Below are 24,567 nucleotides of genomic sequence, written 5' to 3' on the forward strand. Positions count from 1 at the left end.
GATGCGCAGCCGGCGGTCCGGCCCCTGCGCCGCGGAGGAGCAGGTGAACTCCCGGTTCAGCTCCCCTTCGCGCGAAACGCTGGTCAGGCAGGAGCCGTTGCCGGCCCCGAAGTCGCGACGATGCGGCCCGGCAGCGCGGATTCCCGGAGATCGCCGGCGTCGCGAGGGGAGGGCGGATGGCCTGAAGGGTGGAGCCGGGCGGCGGCATCGGTGGCTGGCCTCCGCCCGCGGCTTCCCGCCGTTCCGAATGCTTCCCGGAACGATGCGGAATCGGCGCGCGGAAGCGTTTCCCGCAGAGGCGAAATGGGCTTAGGCTCCACCCCATGGTCACCTTCGCCCAACCGCGTCGTCTCGCCCTCCTGGCCGCGGCCCTGCTGGCCGGCTGCGCGGCCGGCGGAGCACCCGGCACCAGCGGACCGGCGCCGCGCGCCACCGCCTCCGGCGCCTATCTGGCCGGCCGCTTCGCCGCCGCCGAGACCGACACCGCCGCCGCCGCCGACCAGATGCTGGAAGCGCTGCGGCTCTCCCCCGACGAGCCCGAGATCCTGACGCGCGCCTTTCTGGCGAGCGTGATGGATGGCCGCGCGGAGGCGGTGCGGCTGGCGCGCCGCCTGCCGCAAAGCGAGCTGGCCAACATGCTGCTGGCCGGCTCCGAGGCGATGTCCGGGCGCTGGGACCGCGCCGAGGCGCGGCTGCGCACCCTGCCGCGGGCCGGCGCCGCGCAGGTGCTGCAGCCGCTGCTGCTGGCCTGGGCCCAGGCCGGTGCCGGACGCACCGAGGCGGCGCTCGCCACGCTGAAGCCGCAGATCGAGGGCAGCCGGCTGCGCGGCCTCGCCGCCCTGCACGCCGCCATGATCGCCGATCTGGGCGGCCGCCCGCAGGAAGCGGAACGGCTGGCGCGGCTCGCCCTGGCGGAAAGCCCCGAGGGCAACCTGCGCATGCTGCAGGTGATCGCCGGCATCCTGAGCCGGGCCGGCAAGACGGAGGACGCCAACAAGCTGATCGATGCCATCGCGCTGGGTGGCGACGACATGGCGCTGCTGAACACGCCCGGCACGCGGCAGCGCATGCTGCGCGACCGCGCGGTGGCCTCCGCGGTGGAAGGCATGGCGGAGGCGGAGCTGGCCATGGCCGGGGCGCTGCGCGGCCAGGGTGCGCCGGAGCTGACCTTGCTGCTGGCCCGGCTGTCGCTGCGGCTGCGGCCGAACTTCACCCCGGCCCTGTTGATCGCGGCGGATTCGCTGGCCGACGAGAAACACCCGGACAGCGCGCTGGCGCTGCTGCGGGGGGTGCCGGCCGACGACCCGCTGGGCCCCATTGTGGTGCTGCGCCGGGCCGCGCTGCTGGACCGCCTGGACCGGCCCGACGAGGCGATCGCCACGCTGCGGACGCTGGCGCGGGAGCGCCCCGAGGCCATCCAGCCCGCCGCCCGGCTGGGCGACCTGCTGCGGGCGCGGGAACGGTTTCCCGAAGCGGCACAAGCCTATTCGGACGCGCTGGGCCGCGTCGGCGAGCCGGCGCCGCAATATTGGCCATTGTTCTACGCCCGCGGCATCGCGCTGGAGCGCAGCGGCCAGTGGCAGGCCGCCGAGGCCGATTTCAACCGCGCCCTGCAGCTCTCGCCCGAGCAGCCCTATGTGCTGAACTATCTGGGCTATAGCTGGGTGGAGCGCGGCGCCAACCTCGTCGAGGCGCGCCGCATGCTGGAGCGCGCCGCCGAGCTGCGGCCGCAGGACGGCAACATCGCCGACAGCCTGGGCTGGGCGCTGTTCAAGCTGAACGACCTGCCGGACGCGATCCGCTGGCTGGAAAAGGCGGTGGAACTGGAATCGCGCAACAGCGTCATCAACGACCATCTGGGCGATGCCTATTGGGCGATGGGCCGCCGGCGCGAGGCGGAGTTCCAGTGGCGCCGGGCCTTGGCGCTGGATCCCGAGCCGGACGAGGCGCCGCGGATCTCCGCTAAGCTGCGCGAGCGGCAGGTCGGCAGCCCGGCCGCCCCCGCCGCGCCATGAGCCCGGCCTCGGAACGGGCGCCCGCCAAGGTCAACCTCTACCTGCACGTCACCGGCCGCCGCCCGGATGGCTATCACGAGCTGGACAGCCTGGTGGTGTTCGCCGGCGCGGGCGACGTGCTGCATCACACGGCAGCGCCTGACCTCAGCCTGGCGCTGTGCGGCGGGGAAGCGGAGGCCCTGGCGGCGGAGCCCGACAATCTGGTGCTGCGCGCCGCCCGCCTGCTGGCCGGAGCCGCCGGGGTGCCGGCGCGTGGCGCGCTGCGGCTGGAGAAGCACCTGCCGGTGGCGTCGGGCATCGGCGGCGGTTCGGCCGACGCGGCCGCGGCGCTGCGATTGCTGAACCGCTGCTGGGGCCTCCGCTGGCCGGAGGAGCGGCTGCTGCCGCTGGCGGCACAACTGGGCGCGGACGTGCCGGTCTGCCTGTCCGGCCGCGCGGCCCGCATGAGCGGCATCGGCGAGGTGCTGGCGCCGGCGCCGGTTCTGCCGTCGGCCGGGTTGGTGCTGGCCAATCCGCGCCGGCCGCTCTCCACCCCGGCGGTGTTTCGCGCGCGCGGCATGGTGGGCTTCTCCGCCCCGGCCGCCTTGCCCGCTGGGTGGGGGGACGCCGCCACCATGGCGCGCGACCTCGGCACCTGCGGCAATGACCTAGAGCCGCCGGCCCTGAGGCTGTGCCCGGAAGTGGGTATGGTGCTGACCGCTTTGCGGGCGGCGCCGAACTGCCTGCTGGCCCGCATGAGCGGCTCGGGGGCCACCTGCTTCGGCCTGTTTCCCGATGCGGCGACCGCCGCCACCGTGGCCGCGGGGCTGCCGGCGGCCTGGTGGCGGTGGGGAGGGGGCTTTACGGCGGGGGTATCCTCGCTTTATTCAGCGGCGGAGCCTGCTGGGGCGTAGCCAAGCGGTAAGGCAGCGGTTTTTGGTACCGCCATTCCCAGGTTCGAATCCTGGCGCCCCAACCAGCCTGATTCTTCCTTAAAATTCAGTACGCTAGGCTAGAAGCGAGCCATCTCTGTGTAGCACTCCTGTGTAGCAGGCGGGGTGCGGCTTGGAGCATGTGCAGCGGCGTGGTGGACGCTACTTTTGGCGATCGCGGGTCCCATCCGACCTGGTGCCGATTTTGAGGCGCCGAGAAATCGTCCGCGCGCTGGACACGGCAGACCCACGCGTGGCACGCGAGCAGGCGGCCCGAATACATGTTCGGGTGGTAGATGCCTGGGCGGAGATGCGGCGGATGAGCGGGACTGCCGAAGAGATGCAGCGGCTGCTGGAGGAGGTGCTCAGCGCCCTTGGCGGCGCGATTGATGCTGAGGCTCAGGGCACCCGGGGCGGACGGCGCAGCATGCTGCAAATGGTGGCCACCGCTGAGCGCATGGAGGTGCATGCCGGTGCGCTGGCGAGCCTGCCTAGCCTTCTTGGCAAGATCGAGGAAGCGGAAGTAGCTGCCGGAGCCACAGCGCGCGCTACTGCCGTCGCTGGGGCCATGGATCCTGCCGCCCTCGGATCACTCCGGGAGCTTCTCAAGAGCCTAGGCGTCCGCTCCACCGCAGTGCCCACTCCAACCGTTACAGCCTTCTTGCAGGACACCTATACCGCCGAACGACGCCTGCGGGAGGACGCGCAGCGGCACGTCGTTGGGTACGTCACGCTTTTCGCCAGGGCCGCAGGGGACAAGCCGCTGGCAGACTACAAGCGGCAGGACGTCATCAAGTGGGTGCGTGTCCTGGAAGGGTTACGGACGAGCTACGGGAAGCGGAAGGGGGACGACGCCAAGCCGACTCGCCAGCTTCTTAGGGAGTCGGAAGGGGAGAAGACTCTCAACCGGACTACAATTGAGAAGCACATCACGCACCTGAAGGCCTTTTTTGTGTCGGCCAACCGCCACTATAAATGGGCCTCGGCCGAGGACATCGAAGATCTCTTTCGAGACATCCCGCTCAGCCGCCATGTTCCCGATGCTCGCCCTAGAAAGTCCTGGACTGTGGCGCAGCTTGGCGAGCTTCTGGCGTCCCCCATCTGGTCAGGCACCCGCAGCCGCCGCGATGATGTGACGCGGCGACACGAGAAGGGGCCGCAGATTCACCGGGATGCTTATTGGTGGCTGCCGATCGCCGCGCTCTGGACCGGCGCCCGGCTCGAAGAACTGGCTCAACTTCAGCATGAGGATCTTGGCTGGGACCGCGAAGGTATCCCGTTCTTGCGGATCCATGACGAGGGTGGCCGGAAGGTTAAGACCACGCACAGCATTCGGAACGTGCCGGTTCACCTCTTCCTTCGCAGCCTCAGTTTTCTGGACCTTTTCCGTCCCGGAGGGCGCGGCCGCATCTGGCCGGAATTGAAGAAGCACGGCCGACCGCCCTCCTGGGGCGCCCTCTACAGCACCCATTTCACCGATTACCGGCGCGCTTGCGGGCTCTACGAGCCGCTGCGGGACTTTCATTCCCTGAGGCGTACCTTCGTGACGACGCTGCGGACCCGCGCGGGGGTGGATGCCCTGACCGTCGCCGCCATCGTCGGCCATGATGACTCTGAACCGGAACTGCGCCGGGTGCAGCAGACGAATGACTACACCGATTACAGCATCAGCGCCTTGGCGGAGGCGATCGGACGACTGGATTACGCGGCCTATGGCTTGGACCTCGGAATCCTGACAGCAACTGCGGCGGTATGCGGACCGCGCGACAGCACAAGGACCGATGAAGTGCGAGAGAATTCTTGATCCGGGCCATGGGCTGACCTCAGAATGAAAGACGGCGCGGATCTCGGCCCTGCCAGGCTCCCCGCGCCGCCTTTCAACATTGGTAATCCAAATGATGCGGCGCTGCTGCGCAGATATCAAGGATTGCCCGCGCGTCCGTAATCGGTGAGCGCGGGGCTGCGGAAAACCCCGGTTTTCCCAGCAGCCCAAGACACTCCGAGAAAAGTTGACACTGTTGACAAGAGCGATGCAACGGCGCGCATCTTTGCATTGCCTGCGCCGCGAGCCGCTCAGCGGCGCCTAAGGCACCTTGCCGACACGCGCACCGATACGGACGACATCAAGGCTCTTTTCGCCGCGCAGGACTTGCGAGCGGATGCCGAAGTCCACGCAACCCGCGTCGCCGCGATCGAGGCGGCGGTAGAGCGGCACCGCGCCACGGCGGAGGCGCTGGACGAGAAGACTAGGTCGCTGCGGGCGGCGCAGGCGGAAGCGCAGTCCGTCACCGATGCACTCGTCCATCTTCCCGGCACGTATGCCTACGCCATCCTCCAGGCCACGGCGGCGCGTGAGCGATGGGGCTGCGTGCCGGACCTCGCCGACCTGGTGGCGACGGTGAGACGGCCAATTGACCATCGGAGGGACACCGATAAGGGCCTGCGGAGCCGCTACGCCCGAGCGCTGGCGGCTGGCGAGACGCTGCGCACGTTAGGGGTGCTTCCCGCTGCCGATGGCGAGGACCGCATTATCGAGGGCGCGGGTGAAATCGGCATGCGCCTTGCCCTGGGGGATGAGGGGCAGATCCGCGCAGTGGCGGAGGAGCGGGCGCGAGCATGGCTGGAGGCGTATGTAGTTTCGCCGCGCTGGCGTGAGGCAGAGCGCAACCAGCCTTGGCTCCAGGCGGAGCGCGAATGCCCGCGGTGGCAGCGTCGGCATATCCGAACGGAGGTGCGCCGGGCACAGGCATGGCTCGACTGCGCTCTGCGGCTCGTGGGACCGGCCTCCCCTGCCGTGAGCCGGTTTACCCTCGGGGCATGGCGACAGGTGCAGGCCAGGAGCCTGGCCTGGGCGAGCGCCACCGTGGTCCGCTTCGAGAGCGGCGACGAGGTGCCGCTGGCGGAGGTGCAGGCCTGCTCGCGCAAGTCTCGCCGCGCCCAGATGTACGCCGTAGTGAAAGGGATGGAGCACCATGGCGACGAGCACGACATGCAGGCATTCTTCATTACGCTAACCTTGCCAGGCGATTATCACCCATTCACGGCCGGGGCGCGCGCAATGGACGGCAGCTATCCACACGCCCGCGCCAACGATGACTGGAACCCCGCCCTTGGGCCGCGGGCACAGTGGACGCAGCTACAGAAGCGGTGGGAGTGGATACGGGCGCGGCTGGCGAAGTACGAACCTCTCCGCGAGTACTTCGGCATCGCTGTTCCGGAGCCGCACAAGGATGGCACTCCGCACCTCCACGCCATGGTCTGGCTCCCAAAATACATCGAGCACAAAGAGCGGCGGCTCGGCACGGCCATGGTTCTGCGCGGCATCCTGCGCGACCTTGCCCCCGACCGACAGGCTAGGCTGGAGATCGTGCGGAAGCGCCCCGACCGGCGCCGCACCGACGGCACTATGAAGCGGTACGCCTCTCCGGCCAGCTACGTGATGAAATACGTACTCAAGAGCCTCGACGACGAGGAAACGATGAGCGCGGGCAGGGAGGGTGCGGAGCGGCACCGGGCCTGGGCATCGTCCCGCGGCATCCGTCGCATGCGCTTAGTCGGCGTCCACGGCAGCTTACGAATATGGCAGCGCCTCTGGACCTCACCGGACGATGAACTCCTGCCCCGCCGTGCGGCGATGGCACGGGCGGCGATGCGGCGCTGCGAAGCCTATGGCGCAGCAGCGAAAACCACTGAGGCGGACTCGCCGGAGCGGGAAGTGGCGCGGCGCGACCAAGCGGCGGCTGCGGCGCAGGCACTTCGGCTTATCGGCGGGCTGCCAAGAGGGGACGGTCGCCTGCGCCTTGGCTATGAAGAGACAACGACGGAGTACGGACGGCCAACAAAGCGGCCGACCACCATTCGAGAGGAGGTGCGGGAGACGGTACAGGAGGAGTACGTCACGAAACGCGGACAGAAGCGCACCCGCACTGTGACGGCCTGGAATGATACAGGCGAGAGCATGCCGCTAAAGCGGCAGGAGGCGGAACTCGTGCCTGCTGTGAAGGGTGCTGAAGTACCGCTGCCGTCCCAGAACGGAAATCAGGTTACAGTTGTGGCAATTGCTCCAAGGGACGCGCCTGCGGCGCCGCCCCCGGGCGCTGATCCAGGCGACTTAGCCGCGGCGAAGGCGCTGGAAGCCCTGATCGCACGCCGCCGGGACACAAGAATATGGACAGCGCATTGGCAGGAACGGGGGCTTAGCTTAGCCGAAGCCGCCGGGCGCGCAGTGGAAAGCGTGCGGAGTTGGCAACTATGGTGTGAGAGAGCGGCTAAACAGGCGCTGGACCTACGGCAATCACACAGTTTGAGTGGAGGACGGGGACAACGTGACCTCTCCGTATGAGAGTGCCAAGGGGTAAGAGAGAAGCGGTTGAGATGAAGGCTGACCGAGGCCATGCCCCCTCCCGATGCTAGCCCCTCCCCCAGTGGGGAGGGGCGTCGCGGGCCGGGCCACGCCGCTAGCACGGCGTAGCCCGGGCGAGTTGAATCCGAGTTACGGCTCAGAGCAGCCGCTCAGGGCAGGTGGCGCCTTTGATAACTTCCCCCTGAACATCTGCTCTAGCCTGTTCAGGGGACATAGGAACCGGTCTCCTACTCCGCCTCTCAATGGCATGATCTGGCCATAGGCGGTCAGTCCACTCACGAGGCAGGACGCCGGAGAAGCAGACATCCGGCGGCAGCTCCCGCTCCGCTGCCCTCGACCCGCTGTAAATTCTCGCTAACCTCCGGATAGCGCTTCTGCCTTTCCCTAACGGAATTGAGGAATGGGAGAGCCGGTGCGCTGATCGCAAACGGTGAAAAGCGGTCGAGAGCAGATACCTAGCCTAGGTGAAGGCGGCTGAGTGGCAAGCGAGCAATAGACTTGCCCGTCGCCTCAAGCGGCCTTAAAGATGCTTATAGGTATCACACCTAAGAGATCCTATGGCCACGACCCTCATCCAGCAGACTGCGCTCAAGCAATATTTTACCGATGCGCTTGAAGTAAACTCTGCAATGACTCAACTCCTTGGGAACGTCGAAGGGCTGACGTTGCTCGAACCTAGTGTCGGCAACGGCGCCCTCCTTAATGGGCTTCAAGGATCGCCCAGGCATATTGACGCTATCGATGTGGACCCGGCTGTCTTGGCTCTCACCAGACAGCGGTATGCCGACATGGCGCTGAACACTCATCACGCGGACTTCATAGACCTGTTCGCCGACGGCTTTATGCTCGCAGACTTGAACCATCTGCGACGAGACTATGATGCTGTGATTTCCAATCCGCCGTTCGGCTTGTTTTTTAGCACTGGGTACCGAAAGCGATTAAAGTCCCTGTTCCCAAATCTATACGTTCGTGAATCTTACGGACTTTTTTTTGCGTTCTCTCTCATGCTACTAAGAAACAACGGACGGTATGTATTTCTACTGCCTGACACCTTTCTAACCAGTAGAAATCATTCATCCCTACGACGTTATATCTTCAGTACTGGCGCGCCCTCGCACATCATCCGTTTTCCCTCCAGACGCTTCGAAACGGTCAACTTCGGGTATGGAAACCTCTGCATCATCGCGGGGAACAAGCGGCCTACATCACCCCAGACATCCTTGATTTGGATCGAGGCCTTTGACGACCGTCTTCCTTTGATGGCGCAGCCAGACGGCGCCATGTTCTCGCTTTCTGGCACCGATCTACAGAACTTCATTGATGCGGGTTGGCGCGCAAGCATGTGCGAGGTCCGCTCAGATACGGATGGCTGGACAAGACTCGGCGAAGTGGCAGATTGTAAGACTGGCATTTACACCGGAGACAATGGCCGATTTATTGGGTTCGACGCGGCGCGCATAAATAAACGCTTAAATGGCCATTCTATTAGTTGGGAACAGGTCTGTGTTGATGAGTTGAGTGCTTCCGAAAGACAGCATGGGTTAGCTGGTGCAAGGACCTATGTGCCTCTAATTAGAGGAGGGCACCGCCTTTTCGCGGAGAAAACCGCTTGGGCAATACGGTGGGATAAAGAAGCGCTCGAATTCTATAAAAATGACAAGAAGGCTCGCCTACAGAACTCAAGCTACTACTTCAAACCTGGAATAGCGGTTCCCATGGTTACATCCCGCCGTATATCAGCTTCGCTGATGGATAACGCGGTGTTTGACCAAGGAGTTGTAGGTGTATTCCCCTTCGATTCAGAAGCGCGCTATGCATTTTTACTTTACCTCAATTCCTCAATTGCAACCGAGCTTCGGAACGAGATGGTGAACGGCAGTGCAAACAATTCCGCCAATTACCTAAAGAGGCTTCCGATTCCAGTATTCACCAAAGCAGACTTTGCTGAGGCGACGCGTATTGTCGCAGTCGCTCGCGAGAAAGGCGCATTAGAAACGGAGACATGCGACCTGTTTGTGGGCCGTCACCTTACCAAGCAAGATAGGCCGTCAGGTCGGTTGGCTGCGACTTGAGATAATTGTAGAATTCAGGGCTTAAATCAGCGCGCCAATCAATCACCCCCTCTCTTATTGACTGAACGTCTGCGCCGGTTATTTCTTCAATTTTTTTGTAAGTGTTAGCTCCGGTATGGACTTCCCAGAGTTTAGAGCGGAGCAAAACCTTCAGATAGTTGTTGTTCTCATCTTGCCGCACCAGCAGCATTAGCTTTGTTCTATGGTCCCAGATTCGGTACGCCCGCCCTACGGTAAGAAGCCGGAGCATGTTCCCCTTCTCGTTGGAACCAAAGCCGCTCTTGAAGTCGATAACGTGGGGAATATCGGCCTTGCGGAAAACCTCATCCTCCTTCATGTTTATGTCTCCGACGATCTCGAACAACGTCGATACGTCAGACATCACCTCCTTGGCCTTATCGTGCACGCCCAGGTTGGATGTAATCCGCTCAAGAAGCGCGCTTCGCACATCCGAAAAATTGGGGGCGTCCATCCGCGCGACAGTGGCATCAACCGGGTAAGTCCATGCAGTACGGCAAAATGCTTCCCACAACTCGCCAATCCGACGGGAGAACGCCATATACTCGTATGGCCATACGCGGTGACGATACTCTAGTCCAACAACGGTACAGCAATACTGGATGACTAAAGCCGCGGTTCCGCGCTCTTCCTTTGGGAGCGCTTTTATGGCCTCCACAAGCCTATTGCGCTGCTCAGTAACGAGTGTGTTGGCCTGCTGCGCTTTCTGCTGATGCGTCAGCCCCGACTTCGCAATTTTCTCAATTGCAGGCGTAAGACTTGCATGAAGTTCGGGCAGTAGTCTTGTCTTATCAACCATACTTCTAATCAGTCTGCCTCTGAAGCGTTGGCGAACAGCTCGGGTATGGTGACGCGCAACGCGCCAGCGAGCTTCAAGATGTTCTTCAAGCTCGGATTTCGCTCGCCGCGCTCAATCCCACCGATGTACGTGCGGTCGAGGCCGCACGCATCTGCAAGGTCTTCTTGGGACATGCAAGCTTTCAGCCGAAGATAACGCACGCGCCGACCAAATCGGATCCTTTCGTCATCGAAAGCCGAGTCCGTTGTTTCCATCTCTCTAAAAAGGCAAGGGTTGTGACCCTAAATACACGGACTATAAGTATCAATCTTGACTAACCGCTCGTCCTGAAAGTGGGCCGCCGCTGGTGTGAGATCAGCGGGACATGGCCTGTGGTCAGGACCAGCTACGTGATGCACTCGGTGTCAGCTTCCGGGGCTGTCTGATGCAGAACATCAAGGTCCGATTAGGGCTGAGGCCGTAATCTCCACGCATGCGTCCGCTTCCATCCTGGAGCCGGACTATGGTTGCCCTGCGTCGAGGGGCCGAGAAGAGGCGAATGCGGCCCGTGGCAGGGCAGTCGGAGGAGTGATCACTCCGCAAGCACATGCGCAGGGAGACAGTTCCGAACCGTAATCTGCTTCACCGAACTGGAATTACCGCGCCGTGCCAGACAGCAGGCCGGTCAGGGATGCCGCATCGGCGCAGGAGGGCGCTCTGGCTCACCATCCCCTTCTGAAGCTACCGTCGGTGAAGGCTGTGGCCAGACGGATCGAGAAGGCCCGGGCGCCGGACGACAGAGATCCAGCTCCGGGTACGCCCGGCGTGCCGCAGCCCCCTCGGTCCGCAGCCTACGCAGGAGGTGGGGCCGTGTGGCTGGAGCGCGGCGCGCGGCGGAGAGCCGGTCGCGCCATTCGGCCAATGCCTCTGGGGTCGCCGCATTCAGCGCCGCCAAGGCGTCGGCGGGCAGCGCATACGCCGGGTCCAAACCGCTGCAAGGCGCGCGACCATGCGGCGCCGCCTTCTCGTTTGCATACTGCCGCAGCCCCTCGATGTTAGCTCGGATGTCCCGGTCCAGGCCGCGCTCCGTCAGCATGCGGTTGTAAAGCGCTCGCGCCTGAGCATCGAGCAGCTCGACCGCTAGGGAGTGCCCCGCCCAGAGCAGCGCGATGACCGCCTGCGCCTCCGACGACGCCAGTAGGTCAAGCAGGATGCCGGAGGCGGCGAGCGCAGCGCGGTCTTGCGGTGGCAGGGGCCGCAAGCCGAGGCGCCGCCGCGTGACCCGTGCCCGCTCACGCTCAATGGCGCGGCGCCAGGCGCGAAGGTCAATCCGCGCACGCGGCCAGCCGGTAATCCGCATGATCAGGCGCAATAGATCCAGGTCGGAGATCCAAGGGGGTGGGAGTGAGGGCATGGCTCAGGTCTCCTGCACAGCGGGGGCGGCGAATGGAGTGTTCTCCAGCGCACGAGCGTTCGATGGATGGGGGGGTGGGCAGCGAGGAATTGGCCGACGAAGGCGACGAGCCGCCGGTCCGCCTCGGTGTCGCGCCCGGCAATTGCGAGCAGCACACCACCAAGCGTGCACTTCCGCTGTGTGAGCAAGCGCCGTGACGCGGTTCCTGCGGCGCGCTTGAGCCGTGCGACCCGCGCCCGCGCCCGGCGCTCTGCATCGCGCGCAACCAGTAGGCGGCGCTCTATCTCCGCATCCGTCAACAATTTGGCCGTCATCTCAGAAGTCTCCGTCCCCTTAGACGAAGGTGAGATCAAGTCGACGTCAGATTCAATGATCTTGAAGATCTAAATTTCAGAAGACAATACTTGATAGAGAGCAGCCAAAGGGCGGCGGAGCCGCAGTCTCGCCTATACATTCCTGCGGAACGTCGGCTCGCCTGCGGCGGAGACACGCGATGTGCCAGCTATTCCACGTCCAGTTTGGCGTCGTGCAGCGCAGCGCGGGCCAGGACGCCCGAAAGATGTCGGCGTACCAGCGGTGCGCTCGCGTGGAGAGGCGGGACGGCAAGCCCTACGATTTTCGTCGGAAGAGGGCCGAGCATATCGGGCATGCGATGCTGCTGCCCGAAGGCGCACCGGCCTGGGCGGCTGACCCGGCCGCCCTTTGGCAAGCGGCAGAGGATGCAGAGCGCCGCGGTGATGCGCAGGTGGCCCGCCTGGTGGAGTTCGCCATTCCGCGTGCCATCCCGATCAACCGGCGCATGGACCTGGTGCGTGCGGTGGTGGCGCCTTGGGTCACGGAGGGAATGGCAGCGCAGGTAGATCTGCACTGCCCCATGGCATCCGATGGCGCCGAGCAGCCCCATGCCCACGTGCTGTTGACCCTGCGCCGCCTCGATGGCGCCGGATTCGCCGCCACGAAGGAGCGAGCCTGGAACCAGGCGTTCCGCGCCGAGGAGGGTCGGGCGATGCGCGGCCGGGTCGCTGCGGCGACAAATGCTTGGCTGGAGGCTAACGGCGTCGTCCTCCGGGTGGACCACCGCACCCACGAAGCGCGGGGCATCCCCGGCCCGGCGGCCGAGGCGAACGTGGCGCGGGCGGCCTGGACCGCGCACCGGACGGCGCCGGAGAGTGCAGCAGCCGGGCCGGTGCGGGAGGTCCTGGCCTGGCGACCGGAGCGGACGGCGGCGCGGCGGGAGATTGCTTGGCAGGAGGCGCGGGCGGCCTACGCCGCGGCCGCCGCCGAGCACTACGCCGCGCTCCGCGTACGGCGCCAGACGGCCCGGGCGGCGCAGCAGCGGCGGCACGCCGCCGAGCGGGACTCGCTCCGGTCCGGGCAGCGGCACGCGCGATCACTGACCTACGCCGTGACGCGCGGCAGCCGGACGATTCGCACCATCGTCCTCGGTGTGCAGGTACACCGGCATGCCGGGCAGCGGCAGGCGCTCACCGTGGCGCAGCAGGCGGAGCGCATGTTTAGTGCGGCGGCCGAACCCATGTTCCCGACCTTCGGCGGCTGGATTGAGGAGCGCGCGGCCGCTGGCGACGCGACCGCGCGGGCGGCGCTGGCGGTACGGGAGGCCCGCCGGGCTTGCTTCGCCCGCAAAGATCCGGCGGCGGCGGCGCGGCGCCGGATTGAGGAGGTCATCAGGGCCGCCGACCGGGTTCTTCGCGGACGTCCGACCGGGTCCGTGGACGCTGATGCGCTGGCGACGGAGGCGCGGGGGCGGCTCACCCGGCGCCGGGACGAAGCGGTGGAGCGGTTGCGGGCGGCACGGCAGGCGGTTTGGGACCACAGATGCGGGTCAGGCTGGTGGACACGCCTAGCGGATGCCCGATGGCGGGCGGAGCACCGGCGCTTGGCGGCTGCCGCGCTGGCCGCCCGGCAGGACGCGGACCGCATCGGCCGCGGGTACGAGAACGATGTGCGGACGGCCCGGGCGGCGGCGGAGTGGGCGGCCAAGGCGAACCGGCATGCCCTGGTGGCCTGGGTGGACCGGGCCGAGACCCAGGCTGCCCGGCGGATGAGGGCGGCGGCCGAGGTGGTGATGGCGGCCATCGCGGAAGGCGACGAGGCGACGATCGCGGCCGCCGCGCGCACGGACCTGCCGACAGCCGCAGCCCGGGCGGAGGCGTGGCGGGCCGAACGGCAGCAAGTCGCGGCGGAGGCAGTGGTCACCGGTGCATTGCCGCGCGATCCCCGCGCGGCGGCCCTGCGGGCGCTGTTGGCGTCCGAACGGCAGGTGGAGGCCGATCCGGCGCGGCTGACGGCGGCACGACGGGCCACGGCCGCTGCGTTGGCGGGTGACGAGGCGACGATCAAGGCCGTCCGCACCGGGCGGATGTTCGACGTGGAAACGGCCGCAGCCGAATGGCATCGACGTCAGGACAGGATGGCCGAGAGGAAACACGCGATGGAGGATGAGAGACGCAGGGGGGAGCAGGAGCCTGTACCCGGGCCAAAATGGCGACCGAGAGCCTGACCAGGACGCTGCCATACGGAGTAGGAGCCTAACGCAACATCTATCTCGACAATGGCACCATCGTTGTATTGGCTGCTAAGAGACTAAATCTGAAGCTTGAGGCAGGGATGCGGCTTAGAGCACTGAAAACCGCCGTTGTGCATGAAATATTCGTGCATACGGCTGATGAGAACTACATTGCGGCCCGTTGGTGCTGCGCTAACGCTCTTTACACGGACTTTCTCTGGCTGGCCCTGCACGCGACGGAAAAATATTTGAAGGCCGTCCTGCTGATGAATGGTAAGTCGGCCAGGAGGTTCGGGCACGATATTGAAGGTCTCTATGCCCAGGTGAAGGAACTCGCTGGGAGCCTTCTACCTGGGTGCCTGCCGAAGCCAGAAAAGCTTGCGATTCCCACTTGGTTCGACCGCACGACGGAGGAGTTCATTGCGCACCTCGTGCGGTATGGCAACGCCGATAACCGTTACCTGATCTACGGTTACAACACGTTCTCGCAGGACCTGCACATGCTGGACGAGCTTGTTTGGGCCGTTCGCCGCTTGGTCCTCCCCCTCAATGAGCGGATCGCCTCCGATTGGCCCGACGGCGAGCGGCTGCCGAAATACAAGGAGGTTCTGGTCGCACAACCGGACTTCCGCTTCGCCCTTTATGGCTTGCCCCTGGACAATCTCATCCTCGCCAAGGAGGACACCCTGCTCCGCCTTGCCGCGCTGAATTTGAACTTTTCTTTCGCTCCCTCCGACTTTCGGCACGCATCGATGCGGGGCGGGTCGGCCTCGTTCAACTCGGTCATCTTCCGGCACATCTTCGAGCCCCTGGGTGAAGGGGAAGCCGATGCGGTGGGGGAGGCCGCTGAGTTGGCAGACTGGCTCATTCGGAACGTCCAACTTCCCACCGGAAGAAATGGCTCTCCCGACGTCGTGGGTGAGATCGAGAAGGCGGTCGCAAGCGCAAAGCAGAGGCACGGACTATCTTGAGCGCCCCCCCCGACCGCTTACCCGGCCCTATCCGGCAGGACGGTTGATGTACCACGCTTCCGAGAACGCCCTCTGTAGACCGAGTCTCAATGCGTCATCGCCGCCCCAAATGCTCAGGGCCGACGGGAAAGGCGCGGGTGCCGTAGAGTTACCAAATTTCAGGCGCCCCCGCAGCATCAGGACATCGGCATGCCCTGCCACATCGGTCCACCACCGCGTATCGGTTCGTGCAGGGAACAACCCGAACACGGCTCCTACGTTGCCAGTAGATACCTCAATCCGGGCCTTCGCGGTCCAAGAGCCGGTACTGCGGCCGTAAGGTGGATTTAGCCAAACGGTCCGTCCGCGCCACGGGAGCGACAGTCCGTCGTCCTCCGCCGTGTAGTGCAGCATCGCACGCACTGGCGCCCGCCGTTTATCCGCCGTCGGGGAACAGGGATCCAAGCAGAAGCGGCCTTCAGGCAGCAGAGGGTAAATCCGCGCCAGGAGGTCCGGCGGAGTGGTCCATGCCTCGTACGCCGACGAAGCCGCTGCATTCGTCCAGAACCCAGGTGATGCGCCTCGCGGCACTAGCCGTAGGCCAGCGCCCAAGGCAATGCCAACTCGCTCCACCGCGGCCAAGTGGCCCAAGCTACCGCCTTCCATGGTAGCAAGGGTGGTCGGACTAACATCTGCCTGTCGCGCCAAGTCCCGGCGGCTGGTACCCTGGCGTGCCCTAAGGGCAGCAAGCCGTTCAGAGAGAGTCGCTCCTGGAGGCAGCGAGCGACCGCTGATCTCGTGCTCCAGCTCCGTTGCCAGGGCCAAGTATGCGGACGCAGCGCCACGCCCAGCCTCGGCCGAGATGACCGTTGTTCGAGCGCACTTGGCACGCTCGGCTACTTCGACCTGTGAAAGGTTGGCGCCCCGGCGCAGTGTCGCCAGCGCCAGGCCGAGCGCGGATACATGTAGGCGGTTTTGGTGCATGACACGTCGTCAGAAAGAAGAACTGTCGGAGATTTTGGCGCAAGAAAGTTGGCCGGAGGTTGACCTCCGGCCTCCGTCACCACGGAATTTCTTCGTCGTTTGATGACAGCGGGTCATCGCGCCGGACGAGGCAGGCGAGCACGGCATCGCGGTGGGGACCGCCGACGATCGACATCCGCCACCATGTTCGACCGCCCGCCAAGTCATCCGCGACCGCGTCGAAATCGAGGGCGTGGAGGAGGGCATGCAAGACGACCCGCTCCCCAGGAGCCAGAATGCGGCCGAGACGGGCAGCCTCTTCGACCAGAGCGCCGTCACGGTTCCGCCGGAGCGCAGCCAATGTGAGGTCGTTCCAAGACCGGCAGGTTTCGATCTGGATGCCCAGGCGGCGGCAAATGTCGCCGCCTGGGCCCTGCCCGAAGGCGGAGAAGGGGAGCACAAACATGCTCAGACCTCCCCCTCTTGCAAGATCGTACCGCCCGCCTCCGCAGCAAGACGCTCCAGATCGGAGACAAGCGAGTTGTAGGTTGCTCGGTAGCTGCTGCGATCGCCCTGATAGCGCGAGTCGGCCCGCGCACGTCGGAAGGTGCGCAAGACACCCTTGCCGTCGCGGCGAGTGTACGGCGTCCCATCCGTCATCACGAGGGAGAGCCAAACAGGGCGCGCCCAGTGGCAACCATTGGTGGCGGTCGACACGAGGAGCAGCCGCCGTCCAGTGGCCAGAGCGGCAGCCTTGAGGATGAACGGCATGACTTAGCCCTCCTCGCTGGGAAGGGGGCTAGTCGCGGCCGTGTTGTCGGTAAGCGACGCCAGCCAGGCCTCGAGATCGGCGCGAAGGTAGATGACCTTGCGGCCGATGCGACGGAAGCGGGGCCCTTCAGGCAGGCCGGACCGACGCATATCACCTCGCTGGCGGAGCTTGGCGAAATGGCTCGCGGACGAACCGCAGAGCGCCGCTGCGTCGCGGGTGTTGAAGGCTTTTGGTGACAGGGTAGGCACGGTGGGATCTCCGGCTTTAAGCCGAGGAGCGTCCAAGCCCGGTTCGATTTCTTCCGTGATCACAAGGACCACGGCCTCTCCGCTGACCTCTCAGCCTGCGGCTCCCTCTGCCCCTCGCGGACAGAGCCTCGCGTCAAGCTCTCGGTTGCAAGACGCTCCCCAGATTGATGCAGGGAGAGTAGAACCGGGCTTAAATCAACTATAGGGGGAATCTCTGGGCACGATCAAGCTTTTCTGTGCGCCAGTTTGAACGATCAGGCATCAGCCTCCGCGGCAGGTATCGCCACAGCAGCAGGGCCGCTGGCCCGGACGTGGTTCAGGGCCAGCAGGCGGGTTAGCGCATCCGGCTCGGTGATATCGGCGGGCCAGCCATAGGCTTCGGCCACGGCGGCATCGAGGGCGTGGTGCAGGTTGTCCAGCCAAGCGCCTTCGGGCATGCGGCGCGTGTTGTAGAGCGCGGTCAGGGTGCGCCTCCTGAGCAGGGCGGCAGCAGGAGCGTCCTGCGGGATAAGCCGGTCCGGAAGGCCAGGCACGACCTCCGGCACGCGGTCCTGAGGAGGCCCCACCGGCTGTCTCCTCAGTTGCCTATCGTCTTATGAGGGGCGCCCACTCTGGAGGCCCGCAGACTCCGGTGATCGCTCTTGCATAGGCCGGGTTGCTAACTCGCGCCCTGCGCAGCGCCTGCGGGAGAGGTTCCTGGGCTTGCGCGCATGCTGATGCTATGTGTAGCAGGTGTGTGCTACACAATGGGTTCGAGGCTGCTTCCGGACACTGATTTTTCTAGCAGAAGCAGGCGGTTATGGCGAATTGAGGCATAACGCTCCTGGCGCCCCAACCAACCTGTTTTTTCGTCAAATCAGTCACCTAAACGAGAAGCGAGCCGCTTCTGTATAGCGCTCCTGTGCAGCAGGCGGGGTGCGGCTTGGAGGTCGCGGTGCGGGCTCTCTCTCCCGGCACCAACGATCCTTTCACCGCCATTGTGGTCATTGACCGGCTGCGTGGCTGCTTAACGCGGCTCACTGACCGGCGGCTCCCCGCAGGGGTGCTGCGTGATGATGGAGGGCAGGTCCGTGTCGTACGGGAGGTGACGACCTATACGGGCCTCGCCGATGCAGCCTTCCACCAGATCCGCCAGGCCGGAGCAAGTCACCCGGCAGTGGTCATCCACCTTACTGAGGCGCTCGCCCGGCTCGCTGAGCATGCCCGTGTTGCAGAGCACCATGAGGCGCTCGCCCGCCACGCCCGCATGGTGGCGGAGGCTGGCCTGCGCGCAGCGGCGGAACCCGGCGACCAGCGCGACATCCAGCGCAGCCTGGCTCGCGTTGAACAAACACTGAGCCGCGGAAAGGCACCGGAACCATCCGTCATTCTGCACGCCGGCCCATGATCCTATGGCGTCGAGCGACCTGCAGAAGGCGAGATGCCTCATCGTCTCGCTGCATGACTGACTGACTGCCGCCTGCCTGGCCGCGATCCGTCTCTTCGTCAGTTGCTTGAAGATCCTCAGGGATGTCCCGCGCAGCCGCTGGCTCTCCGCGGGGGCGCCGCCGCCGTGGCCTACATCTTCCGGCACCCATTCCTGTCGTTTCCCGGTTGAACAGGGTAACCGGTGGTAGAGGCGGGTTCGCGGCCGAATAGGCCCTAATTCTCTTGTTTCCTCAAATTCGTATTTCCGAGAAATCGTCTTTCCGGACCTTGGGGCCTACCTTCCAGCCAATACTTGCCATTGGCGAGGATGTTTCCGGAAGCGCCGGCCTGCGCAAGCCTGGCCGTGACGGTTCCGCTGCGGTCTTGATCCTCTTGTTGACGAGCGGCACCCCTGACAAGCTGCGGGCATGGGATATGTCCTCTACACCGACCGCCGTTCCGGCGGCGCCATCGTCGAGATCGCCCTCGCCGAGATCGGCGTCGAGGCGGAACTGCGCGACGTGTCCCTGGAAGCCGGCGCGCAGCTGGGCGAGGAGTTCCGGCACATCAACCCCATGGGGCGGGTGCCGGCGCTGATCCTGCCGGACGGCACCGTGGTGACGGAATCCCTGGCCATTCTCCTGACGCTGGAGGGGCGGCACCCGGAGGCCGGCCTGCTGCCCGCGCCCGACGATCCCGCCCGGGCCGTGGCGCTGCGCTGGATGACACTGGCGGCCGGCGAGATCTATCCCTGCGTGACCCGCAGCGATTATCCCGAGCGCTTCAGCGCCGACCCGGCCCACGCCGAGGCGATCCGTGTTCGCGCCGTGGAGATGGCGCGGGAGATCTGGACCATCATCGCGCGAGACGCGGCGCCGGCGCCCCTGATCCTCGGCCAGCGCTTCACCGTGGCCGATGCCTATCTCGCGGTGCTGTCCCGTTGGATGGGCGGCGAAGCCTGGATGCCGCGGCACTGCCCGGCGATCGAGCGGCTTGCCCAGGCCGTCGCCGCACGCTCGCGGGTGGCGCCGGTCTGGGCACGGCATTTCGGCACTGCGGCCGGCTGACGCGGGCGCGCCGGTTCCTTCCCGATCTTTTGCGGCCACCGCATCGTCCTCCCGGAAACGGACGGGCACCGTACGCCTCGTGGCGGTCGGCGGGTGGAACATCCGGAGCCGCGTGGCAGACCTCCGTTGCGGGTCGGAACGTCGCGGGTGCGAAGCGGCCAGAGGTTTTTTGTACGATCTCGTACAACGGGCTGAATGTACGTTTTCGTACCTAAGCCGCGCCTGATGCACGGCCATTCGATCCGGTCGCCAACTGGTTTTCTCGTCCCTGGGCGCGGCATCCGGCCGTGATCCGGCCAGCACGAGCTTGGTCGGCGGATCCGCGCGGGAGGTAGCCGGAAACTCCGCTTCGCGGCCGCGAGTTGCTGCCGGTGGACTGCCGCGCCAACGCATCACATCGCGGCATTCCGCAGGCTCGGGAAGCACGGTCCCGGCATCCACGGCAATGCCGCGAGAAGCGCGGTCAGGAGAGGCACAATGGAGGCATCCCAACGAAAGCTGGCTGGCCTGGCCGCCAGTGTCGGGCTGGCCGCGGCGGGCATCCGGCCCCGGAAAGCGCCCGCGGGGGGCGGGCCGCCCCAGGCACCCGGCGGCAGCGGCGGCGGGGCCGATCCACACGGCAACCGCGCCACAGCGCCGCAGCAATTGCCGGCGCGGGGCTGGTGGGATGTGCTCAAGCGCACGGCCCTCGGCGTGTCCGAGGACCGCGTGCTGACGGAGGCGGCCGGCGTCACCTTCTACGCCTTGCTGGCGCTGTTTCCGGCGTTGACCGCGCTGGTGTCGCTCTATGGGCTGGTGGCCGATCCCAACACCATCTCGAACGAATTGCAGCAAGCCTCCGGCATCCTGCCCGGCGGCGGCATGCAGATCATCGAGGAGCGAACGCGCAGCCTGGCGGCGCAGCAGAGCGGGGCGCTGGGCTTCGGCGCCATCGCGGGCATCCTCGCCGCGCTGTGGAGCGCCAATGCCGGCACCAAGGCTTTGTTTGACGCGCTGAACATCGTCTACGACGAGAAGGAGAAGCGCAGCTTCGTCTGGCGCACCGTGGTCACCATGAGCTTCACCTTGGCGGGCATCGTGTTTCTGATGCTGGCGCTGAGCTCGGTGGTTGTGCTGCCGGTGGTGCTGAACGTGATCGGCGGCGGCGGTGCGCTGGAATGGGCGTTGCGCCTCGGGCGCTGGCCGCTGCTGTTCTTGATCGTCACGGTGGCCCTGGCCTGCATCTATCGCTATGGCCCGAGCCGGGAGCGCGCGCAATGGCGCTGGGTCAGCTGGGGCGGGGCCTTCGCGGCCTTCAGCTGGCTCGTCTTCTCGATCGCCTTCTCCTGGTACGCGTCGAACTTCGGCAGCTACGACAAGACCTATGGTCCGCTCGGCGCGGTGATCGGCTTCATGACCTGGTTGTGGCTCTCGGCCACGGTGGTGCTGGTGGGCGCCGAGCTGGACGCGGAGCTGGAGCGGCAAACCGTGGCCGATACCACCACCGGGCCGGAGCGGCCGATGGGACAGCGTGGCGCCGCCATGGCGGACACCGTCGCCAAGCCGGGCGCATGACCCGCGCATGAACAGAATCACGGAGATGTCTCATGGCCACGCAACTGTTCGCAGGCCTGGGACATTCCCGACACAGCCCGACGGATCCGGCTGCCTGACCGGCAACGGACGCAATCCGTCGCTTCGTGGCCACCAGGCCGTCGCCCGTGACAATGAGGAATTGGACATGGAACCGTCTAACCCAGAAGCGAACCGAGCGCCGGGCCAGTCCCCCATCATGCCCGGAACGCAGCGTGACCAGAACACCAATGCGGGCCTGACCGCAGATGCCAAGCAGGCGGCGCAATCGGTGCAGGCCGAAGGCAGCCGCGCGGCCCAGGATGTGACCAGCGAGGTCAAGGCCGTCGGCCAGGATCTCGCCGACACGGCCCGCGAAAGGGCGTCGGCCCTGGCGGAACAGGGCAAGGAAGCCGGCGCGCAGCAGGGCGAAGGTCTGGCGCAGGCAGCGCGGCGGATCGCCGATGATCTGGAAGACCAGTCGCCCGAAATCGCCCGGCACGTGCGCAGCGCGGCCGACAGCATCGAGAGCATGGCGCAGTCGCTGCGGCAGCGGAATGTGGGCGAGCTGATGCAGGAGGTGAGCGGCTTCGCGCAACGCCAGCCGGCCGCCTTCTTCGGCGCCGCCATGCTGGCCGGCTTCGCGGCGGTGCGCTTCGCCCGCAGCTCCAGCGAGCAGCAGAGCTATTCCACGTCCGGTTCGACGATGCCGCGGCGGGGGCCCGGGCCCTACACCACGCGCCCGTCGGCGGAGCGCGCGCCCGGCTGGACCGGCGAGCGCGAGGGCGAGTTCAAGCCGGCGACGCTGCCGGCGGCCACGCTGGGCGGCGCCGCGGCGCACCGGCCGGGCACCGCCTTGCCCGGCAGTATGCCCGGTCCTGACGCGGGGAGGGTGTGATGGCGCTCGATCCACAGAAATCGGTTCCTGACCTGCTGTCCGACCTGGTGCGGCAATCCTCCTCGCTGGTGCAGCAGGAGATGCAGCTGGCCCGTACGGAGGTCAGTGAAAAGGTCTCCAAGCTCGGGGCCGGCGCCGCGTCGATCGGCGTTGCCGCCGCGCTGCTGATGGCCGGCGTGGTGATCCTGTTGCAGGCGGCGGTGGCCCTGCTGGTCAGCTTCGGCGTGTCCACGCCGCTGGCCGGGCTGATCGTCGGCGGCGTCGTCGCGCTGATCGCCTACATCCTGCTGCGCAGCGGCATGAATGCGATGAAGGCCGACAGCCTGATGCCGAAGCGCACCACGGAACAGCTTTCCCGCGATGCAACGATGGCCAAGGAGGCCGTGCGATGAGCGATCACCAGCATGACAACCGCTCTGCGGCCGAGATCGAGGCCGATGTGGAGCGGACCCGCGCCAGCGTGTCCGACACCCTGGAACAGCTGCGCGGCAGCCTCTCGCCCGGCCAGATCATGGACCAGGTCGTGGATTACGCGCGCTCCTCGGGCGGTGCCGAGTTCACCCGCAACCTGGGCGCCTCGGTCCGCGACAATCCGCTGCCGCTTTTGCTGGTGGGCGCCGGCATCGGCTGGATGATGCTGTCGAACCAGAATCGCGGCCAAACGACGGTGCATCGCGAGGTGTATCCGGGCCGGACGCCGCTGCTGCCCTATGACAATGCCGCGCAACGCCCTTACGGCGTGGCGGGCCAGCACGGCTCGTCCAGCAGCGGGCCCTCCACCACCGAGCGCGTGTCCAACGCGGCGAGCGGCGCGGCCGGAACGGTGGGCGATGCCGCCAGCAACGCCGCCGGCGCGGTGAGCGGTGCGGTGAGCAGCGCCGGATCGGCGATCCGTTCGGCAGCCGATAGCGTGCGCGATGCGGTGAGCGGCGCGGCGTCCTCCGCCTCCCACCAGGCGTCGCAGTTCGGCCGTCATGCATCCTCCGCCGGCGATGCGATGCGGGCGCGCAGCCATGACATGCGTGACATGGCCTCGCAGGGCATGGACCGAGCCTATGGCCAGGCGAATTACCTGAGCGGGCAGATGCGCGACAGCTGGGACCGCGCCGGTCCGGCGCAGCCGTTGATCATCGGCGGCATGGGTCTGCTGCTCGGCGCCGCGCTGGGAGCCATGCTGCCGCGCACCCGCACCGAGGACCGCCTGATGGGCGAGGCCAGCGACGCGGTGCGCCATCAGGTCACCGAAACGGCTCAGCATCACTACGAGGAAGCGAAGTCTGTGGTGACGGAGCGGGCCGGCGAGGCCGCCGACGCGCTGAAGCAGGATGGCCGTGCCACAGGACTCGTGGACGCCGCCAAGGATGCGGTGCAGGGCGTGGCCAGCGTGGCGGTGAAGACGACGCAGGATCTGGGCCAGGTCGCCAAGTCCAGCGTCGAGGACAAATCGGCCGAGAAGTCGACCGACACCGCAGCCGAGAAGCCGGCGGGCAGCGCGACGGACAAGCCGGCGGACAAGCCGGAGCCGCAGCCGGTCCGCGTGGCCGGGCTGGGTTCGACGACGACCCCCGGCGGCATCCGGCACTAAGCGGCCGGATCGATACACAGCAACAAGGAAAAGCCCATGGCACAGCTTGATGAAATGATGGTTGACCAGCTCAAGGACGCCTTCAGCGCCGAGAAGCAGGCGATCCAGGCGATGCGCAAGATGATGCGCAAGGCCTCCGACCCGAAGCTGAAGCAGGGGATCGAGGCGCATATCGAGCAGAGCGAAACCCAGCGTGACCGCGTGGAGCAGGCGCTGGAGAAGCTCGGCGCCCGCCCCGGCCGCAAGGTGTGCGAGGCGATGCGCGGCCTGGTCGAGGAAGCGCAGCATGAGATGGAAGAATACGAGAAGGGTCCGGTGCTGGATCTGGTGATGGTGGCCAGCCAGCAGCGCATGGAGCACTACGAGATCGCCGCCTACGGCACCATGGTCGAGCTGTCCAAGGCGCTGGGCCAGACCGAGGTGGCCGATCTGCTGGCGGCGACGCTGGCCGAGGAGAAGAAGCAGGACGAGCTGCTCACGGAAGTGACGCGCTCGGGCATCCTGCCGGCTGCCCTGTCCGACGCCAAGGCCGCCTGAGCGGCGCGACGGATCGCGGCAACAATCAAGGAAAAGCCATATGGTCACCACGGTCGGAACCGAGAGCACCTTCACCAAGCTGGTGCAGAACCTGCTGACGCTGGAGCACGATGCCATCGCGGCCTATGAGTCCACGATCGAACGCCTCGAGAATGCGGAGGCGAAGCAGCAGATCGCCCTCTTTAAGGGCGATCACGACCGGCACGTGCAGGAGCTGGAGCGGATCGCCACCAACCTCGGCGAGCCTGTCACGGAAGGCGGCGACATGAAGCAGCTGCTGACCACCGGCAAGGTAGCCATGGCCAGCATCTTCGGCGACGCTGCCACCATCAAGGCGATGCGCACCAACGAGGAGGACACCGTCGCCGCTTACGAGCGCGCGGTGAAGCATCCCGAGGTCACGGCGGAAGCCCGCCCGATCTTCGAGCGTGCGCTGCAGGATGAGTTGCGGCATCGCCAATGGATGGAAGAAGCCTCCAGCCGCCTCTGAG

At 66.1% G+C, this 24,567-nt stretch carries 23 protein-coding genes, 1 tRNA gene and 1 pseudogene; 18 read left to right on the top strand and 7 right to left on the bottom strand.

The genetic code is table 11. The annotated features are described in order from the left end of the window. The first annotated feature begins 323 nt into the window (after positions 1–323). The 7 genes and pseudogenes from D2K64_RS11145 to D2K64_RS11170 all read left to right on the top strand — a co-directional run bounded on the left by D2K64_RS11145 (position 324) and on the right by D2K64_RS11170 (position 9,361). Positions 324–2,015: a tetratricopeptide repeat protein gene (locus tag D2K64_RS11145; protein WP_120008424.1), complete on the top strand. Its 1,692-nt coding sequence runs from the start codon at positions 324–326 to the stop codon at positions 2,013–2,015. Then, entirely contained in the window at positions 2,012–2,908 is an 897-nt protein-coding gene (locus D2K64_RS11150; RefSeq protein WP_120008425.1) for a 4-(cytidine 5'-diphospho)-2-C-methyl-D-erythritol kinase, read from the top strand. The genes D2K64_RS11145 and D2K64_RS11150 overlap by 4 nt, the downstream gene beginning before the upstream one ends. Continuing rightward, positions 2,899–2,973, top strand: a tRNA-Gln gene (locus D2K64_RS11155). The genes D2K64_RS11150 and D2K64_RS11155 overlap by 10 nt, the downstream gene beginning before the upstream one ends. Before the next feature lie 95 nt (positions 2,974–3,068). Beyond that, a pseudogene (locus tag D2K64_RS26145) lies at positions 3,069–3,233 on the top strand (DUF6538 domain-containing protein); the annotation flags it as partial. Positions 3,234–3,245: 12 nt separating this feature from the next. Beyond that, on the top strand, positions 3,246–4,730 hold the full coding sequence (locus D2K64_RS11160) for a site-specific integrase (RefSeq protein WP_157985811.1): 1,485 nt from the start codon (positions 3,246–3,248) through the stop codon (positions 4,728–4,730). Between the two features lie 249 nt (positions 4,731–4,979). Next, the gene (locus tag D2K64_RS11165; protein ID WP_120008427.1) at positions 4,980–7,268 is read left to right on the top strand and encodes a replication endonuclease; all 2,289 of its coding nucleotides are present in this window, start codon (positions 4,980–4,982) and stop codon (positions 7,266–7,268) included. A gap of 578 nt (positions 7,269–7,846) precedes the next feature. Continuing rightward, entirely contained in the window at positions 7,847–9,361 is a 1,515-nt protein-coding gene (locus D2K64_RS11170) for an Eco57I restriction-modification methylase domain-containing protein (RefSeq protein WP_120008428.1), read from the top strand. Here D2K64_RS11170 and D2K64_RS24360 read toward each other — a convergent pair. Then, positions 9,318–10,178 carry a hypothetical protein gene (locus tag D2K64_RS24360; protein ID WP_157985812.1) on the bottom strand — a complete coding sequence of 287 codons (861 nt, stop codon included), beginning with the start codon at positions 10,176–10,178 and terminating at the stop codon, positions 9,318–9,320. The two genes, D2K64_RS11170 and D2K64_RS24360, sit on opposite strands and share 44 nt — an antisense overlap. Positions 10,179–10,186: 8 nt before the next feature. Beyond that, positions 10,187–10,432: a helix-turn-helix domain-containing protein gene (locus D2K64_RS11175; RefSeq protein WP_120008429.1), complete on the bottom strand. Its 246-nt coding sequence runs from the start codon at positions 10,430–10,432 to the stop codon at positions 10,187–10,189. Between the two features lie 1,201 nt (positions 10,433–11,633). Between D2K64_RS11175 and D2K64_RS25935 the strand changes: the two genes are divergently transcribed. The 3 genes from D2K64_RS25935 to D2K64_RS11190 all read left to right on the top strand — a co-directional run bounded on the left by D2K64_RS25935 (position 11,634) and on the right by D2K64_RS11190 (position 15,069). After that, a complete protein-coding gene (locus D2K64_RS25935; protein WP_274379299.1) occupies positions 11,634–11,768 on the top strand; it encodes a hypothetical protein in 135 nt (44 codons plus the stop codon). 362 nt (positions 11,769–12,130) lie between these two features. Beyond that, complete coding sequence (locus D2K64_RS11185) at positions 12,131–14,092, top strand: MobA/MobL family protein (protein ID WP_238384142.1); 1,962 nt, start codon at positions 12,131–12,133, stop codon at positions 14,090–14,092. Positions 14,093–14,244: 152 nt separating this feature from the next. After that, positions 14,245–15,069 carry a HEPN domain-containing protein gene (locus D2K64_RS11190; protein WP_157985813.1) on the top strand — a complete coding sequence of 275 codons (825 nt, stop codon included), beginning with the start codon at positions 14,245–14,247 and terminating at the stop codon, positions 15,067–15,069. Positions 15,070–15,096: 27 nt separating this feature from the next. On the opposite strand, the gene D2K64_RS26150 is transcribed toward D2K64_RS11190, so the two are convergent. The 5 genes from D2K64_RS26150 to D2K64_RS11210 form a co-directional block, all read right to left on the bottom strand. Beyond that, positions 15,097–16,032, bottom strand: a complete 936-nt coding sequence (locus tag D2K64_RS26150) for a DNA N-6-adenine-methyltransferase (protein WP_120008433.1) — start codon at positions 16,030–16,032, stop codon at positions 15,097–15,099. Between the two features lie 76 nt (positions 16,033–16,108). Continuing rightward, complete coding sequence (locus tag D2K64_RS11200) at positions 16,109–16,477, bottom strand: hypothetical protein (protein WP_120008434.1); 369 nt, start codon at positions 16,475–16,477, stop codon at positions 16,109–16,111. A gap of 2 nt (positions 16,478–16,479) precedes the next feature. Beyond that, positions 16,480–16,782: a hypothetical protein gene (locus D2K64_RS11205; protein WP_120008435.1), complete on the bottom strand. Its 303-nt coding sequence runs from the start codon at positions 16,780–16,782 to the stop codon at positions 16,480–16,482. A gap of 3 nt (positions 16,783–16,785) precedes the next feature. After that, positions 16,786–17,103 (bottom strand): MerR family transcriptional regulator, encoded by a 318-nt coding sequence (locus D2K64_RS24365; protein WP_157985814.1) that lies wholly within the window; start codon positions 17,101–17,103, stop codon positions 16,786–16,788. A gap of 182 nt (positions 17,104–17,285) precedes the next feature. Beyond that, entirely contained in the window at positions 17,286–17,597 is a 312-nt protein-coding gene (locus tag D2K64_RS11210; RefSeq protein ID WP_202910634.1) for a hypothetical protein, read from the bottom strand. A gap of 356 nt (positions 17,598–17,953) precedes the next feature. Here D2K64_RS11210 and D2K64_RS11215 point away from each other — a divergent pair, with 356 nt between their 5' ends. The 8 genes from D2K64_RS11215 to D2K64_RS11250 all read left to right on the top strand — a co-directional run bounded on the left by D2K64_RS11215 (position 17,954) and on the right by D2K64_RS11250 (position 24,566). Then, entirely contained in the window at positions 17,954–18,418 is a 465-nt protein-coding gene (locus D2K64_RS11215; RefSeq protein ID WP_157985815.1) for a DUF2254 family protein, read from the top strand. Between the two features lie 448 nt (positions 18,419–18,866). Beyond that, positions 18,867–19,505, top strand: coding sequence for a glutathione S-transferase family protein (locus D2K64_RS11220; protein ID WP_120008437.1), 639 nt, complete (start codon positions 18,867–18,869; stop codon positions 19,503–19,505). Between the two features lie 477 nt (positions 19,506–19,982). Then, a complete protein-coding gene (locus tag D2K64_RS11225; protein WP_202910635.1) occupies positions 19,983–21,059 on the top strand; it encodes a YihY/virulence factor BrkB family protein in 1,077 nt (358 codons plus the stop codon). A gap of 166 nt (positions 21,060–21,225) precedes the next feature. Beyond that, positions 21,226–21,954 carry a hypothetical protein gene (locus tag D2K64_RS11230; protein ID WP_157985816.1) on the top strand — a complete coding sequence of 243 codons (729 nt, stop codon included), beginning with the start codon at positions 21,226–21,228 and terminating at the stop codon, positions 21,952–21,954. Beyond that, positions 21,954–22,346, top strand: a complete 393-nt coding sequence (locus D2K64_RS11235; protein WP_120008439.1) for a phage holin family protein — start codon at positions 21,954–21,956, stop codon at positions 22,344–22,346. Before D2K64_RS11230 ends, D2K64_RS11235 begins: the two co-directional genes overlap by 1 nt. Next, positions 22,343–23,539 carry a DUF3618 domain-containing protein gene (locus D2K64_RS11240; RefSeq protein ID WP_120008440.1) on the top strand — a complete coding sequence of 399 codons (1,197 nt, stop codon included), beginning with the start codon at positions 22,343–22,345 and terminating at the stop codon, positions 23,537–23,539. The genes D2K64_RS11235 and D2K64_RS11240 overlap by 4 nt, the downstream gene beginning before the upstream one ends. A gap of 36 nt (positions 23,540–23,575) precedes the next feature. Beyond that, positions 23,576–24,076, top strand: coding sequence for a YciE/YciF ferroxidase family protein (locus tag D2K64_RS11245; protein ID WP_120008441.1), 501 nt, complete (start codon positions 23,576–23,578; stop codon positions 24,074–24,076). 40 nt (positions 24,077–24,116) lie between these two features. Further along, positions 24,117–24,566 carry a DUF892 family protein gene (locus D2K64_RS11250; protein WP_120008442.1) on the top strand — a complete coding sequence of 150 codons (450 nt, stop codon included), beginning with the start codon at positions 24,117–24,119 and terminating at the stop codon, positions 24,564–24,566. Position 24,567 lies beyond the last annotated feature (1 nt).

It is taken from the genome of Teichococcus vastitatis (assembly GCF_003604215.1).
GTDB lineage: Bacteria > Pseudomonadota > Alphaproteobacteria > Acetobacterales > Acetobacteraceae > Pseudoroseomonas > Pseudoroseomonas vastitatis.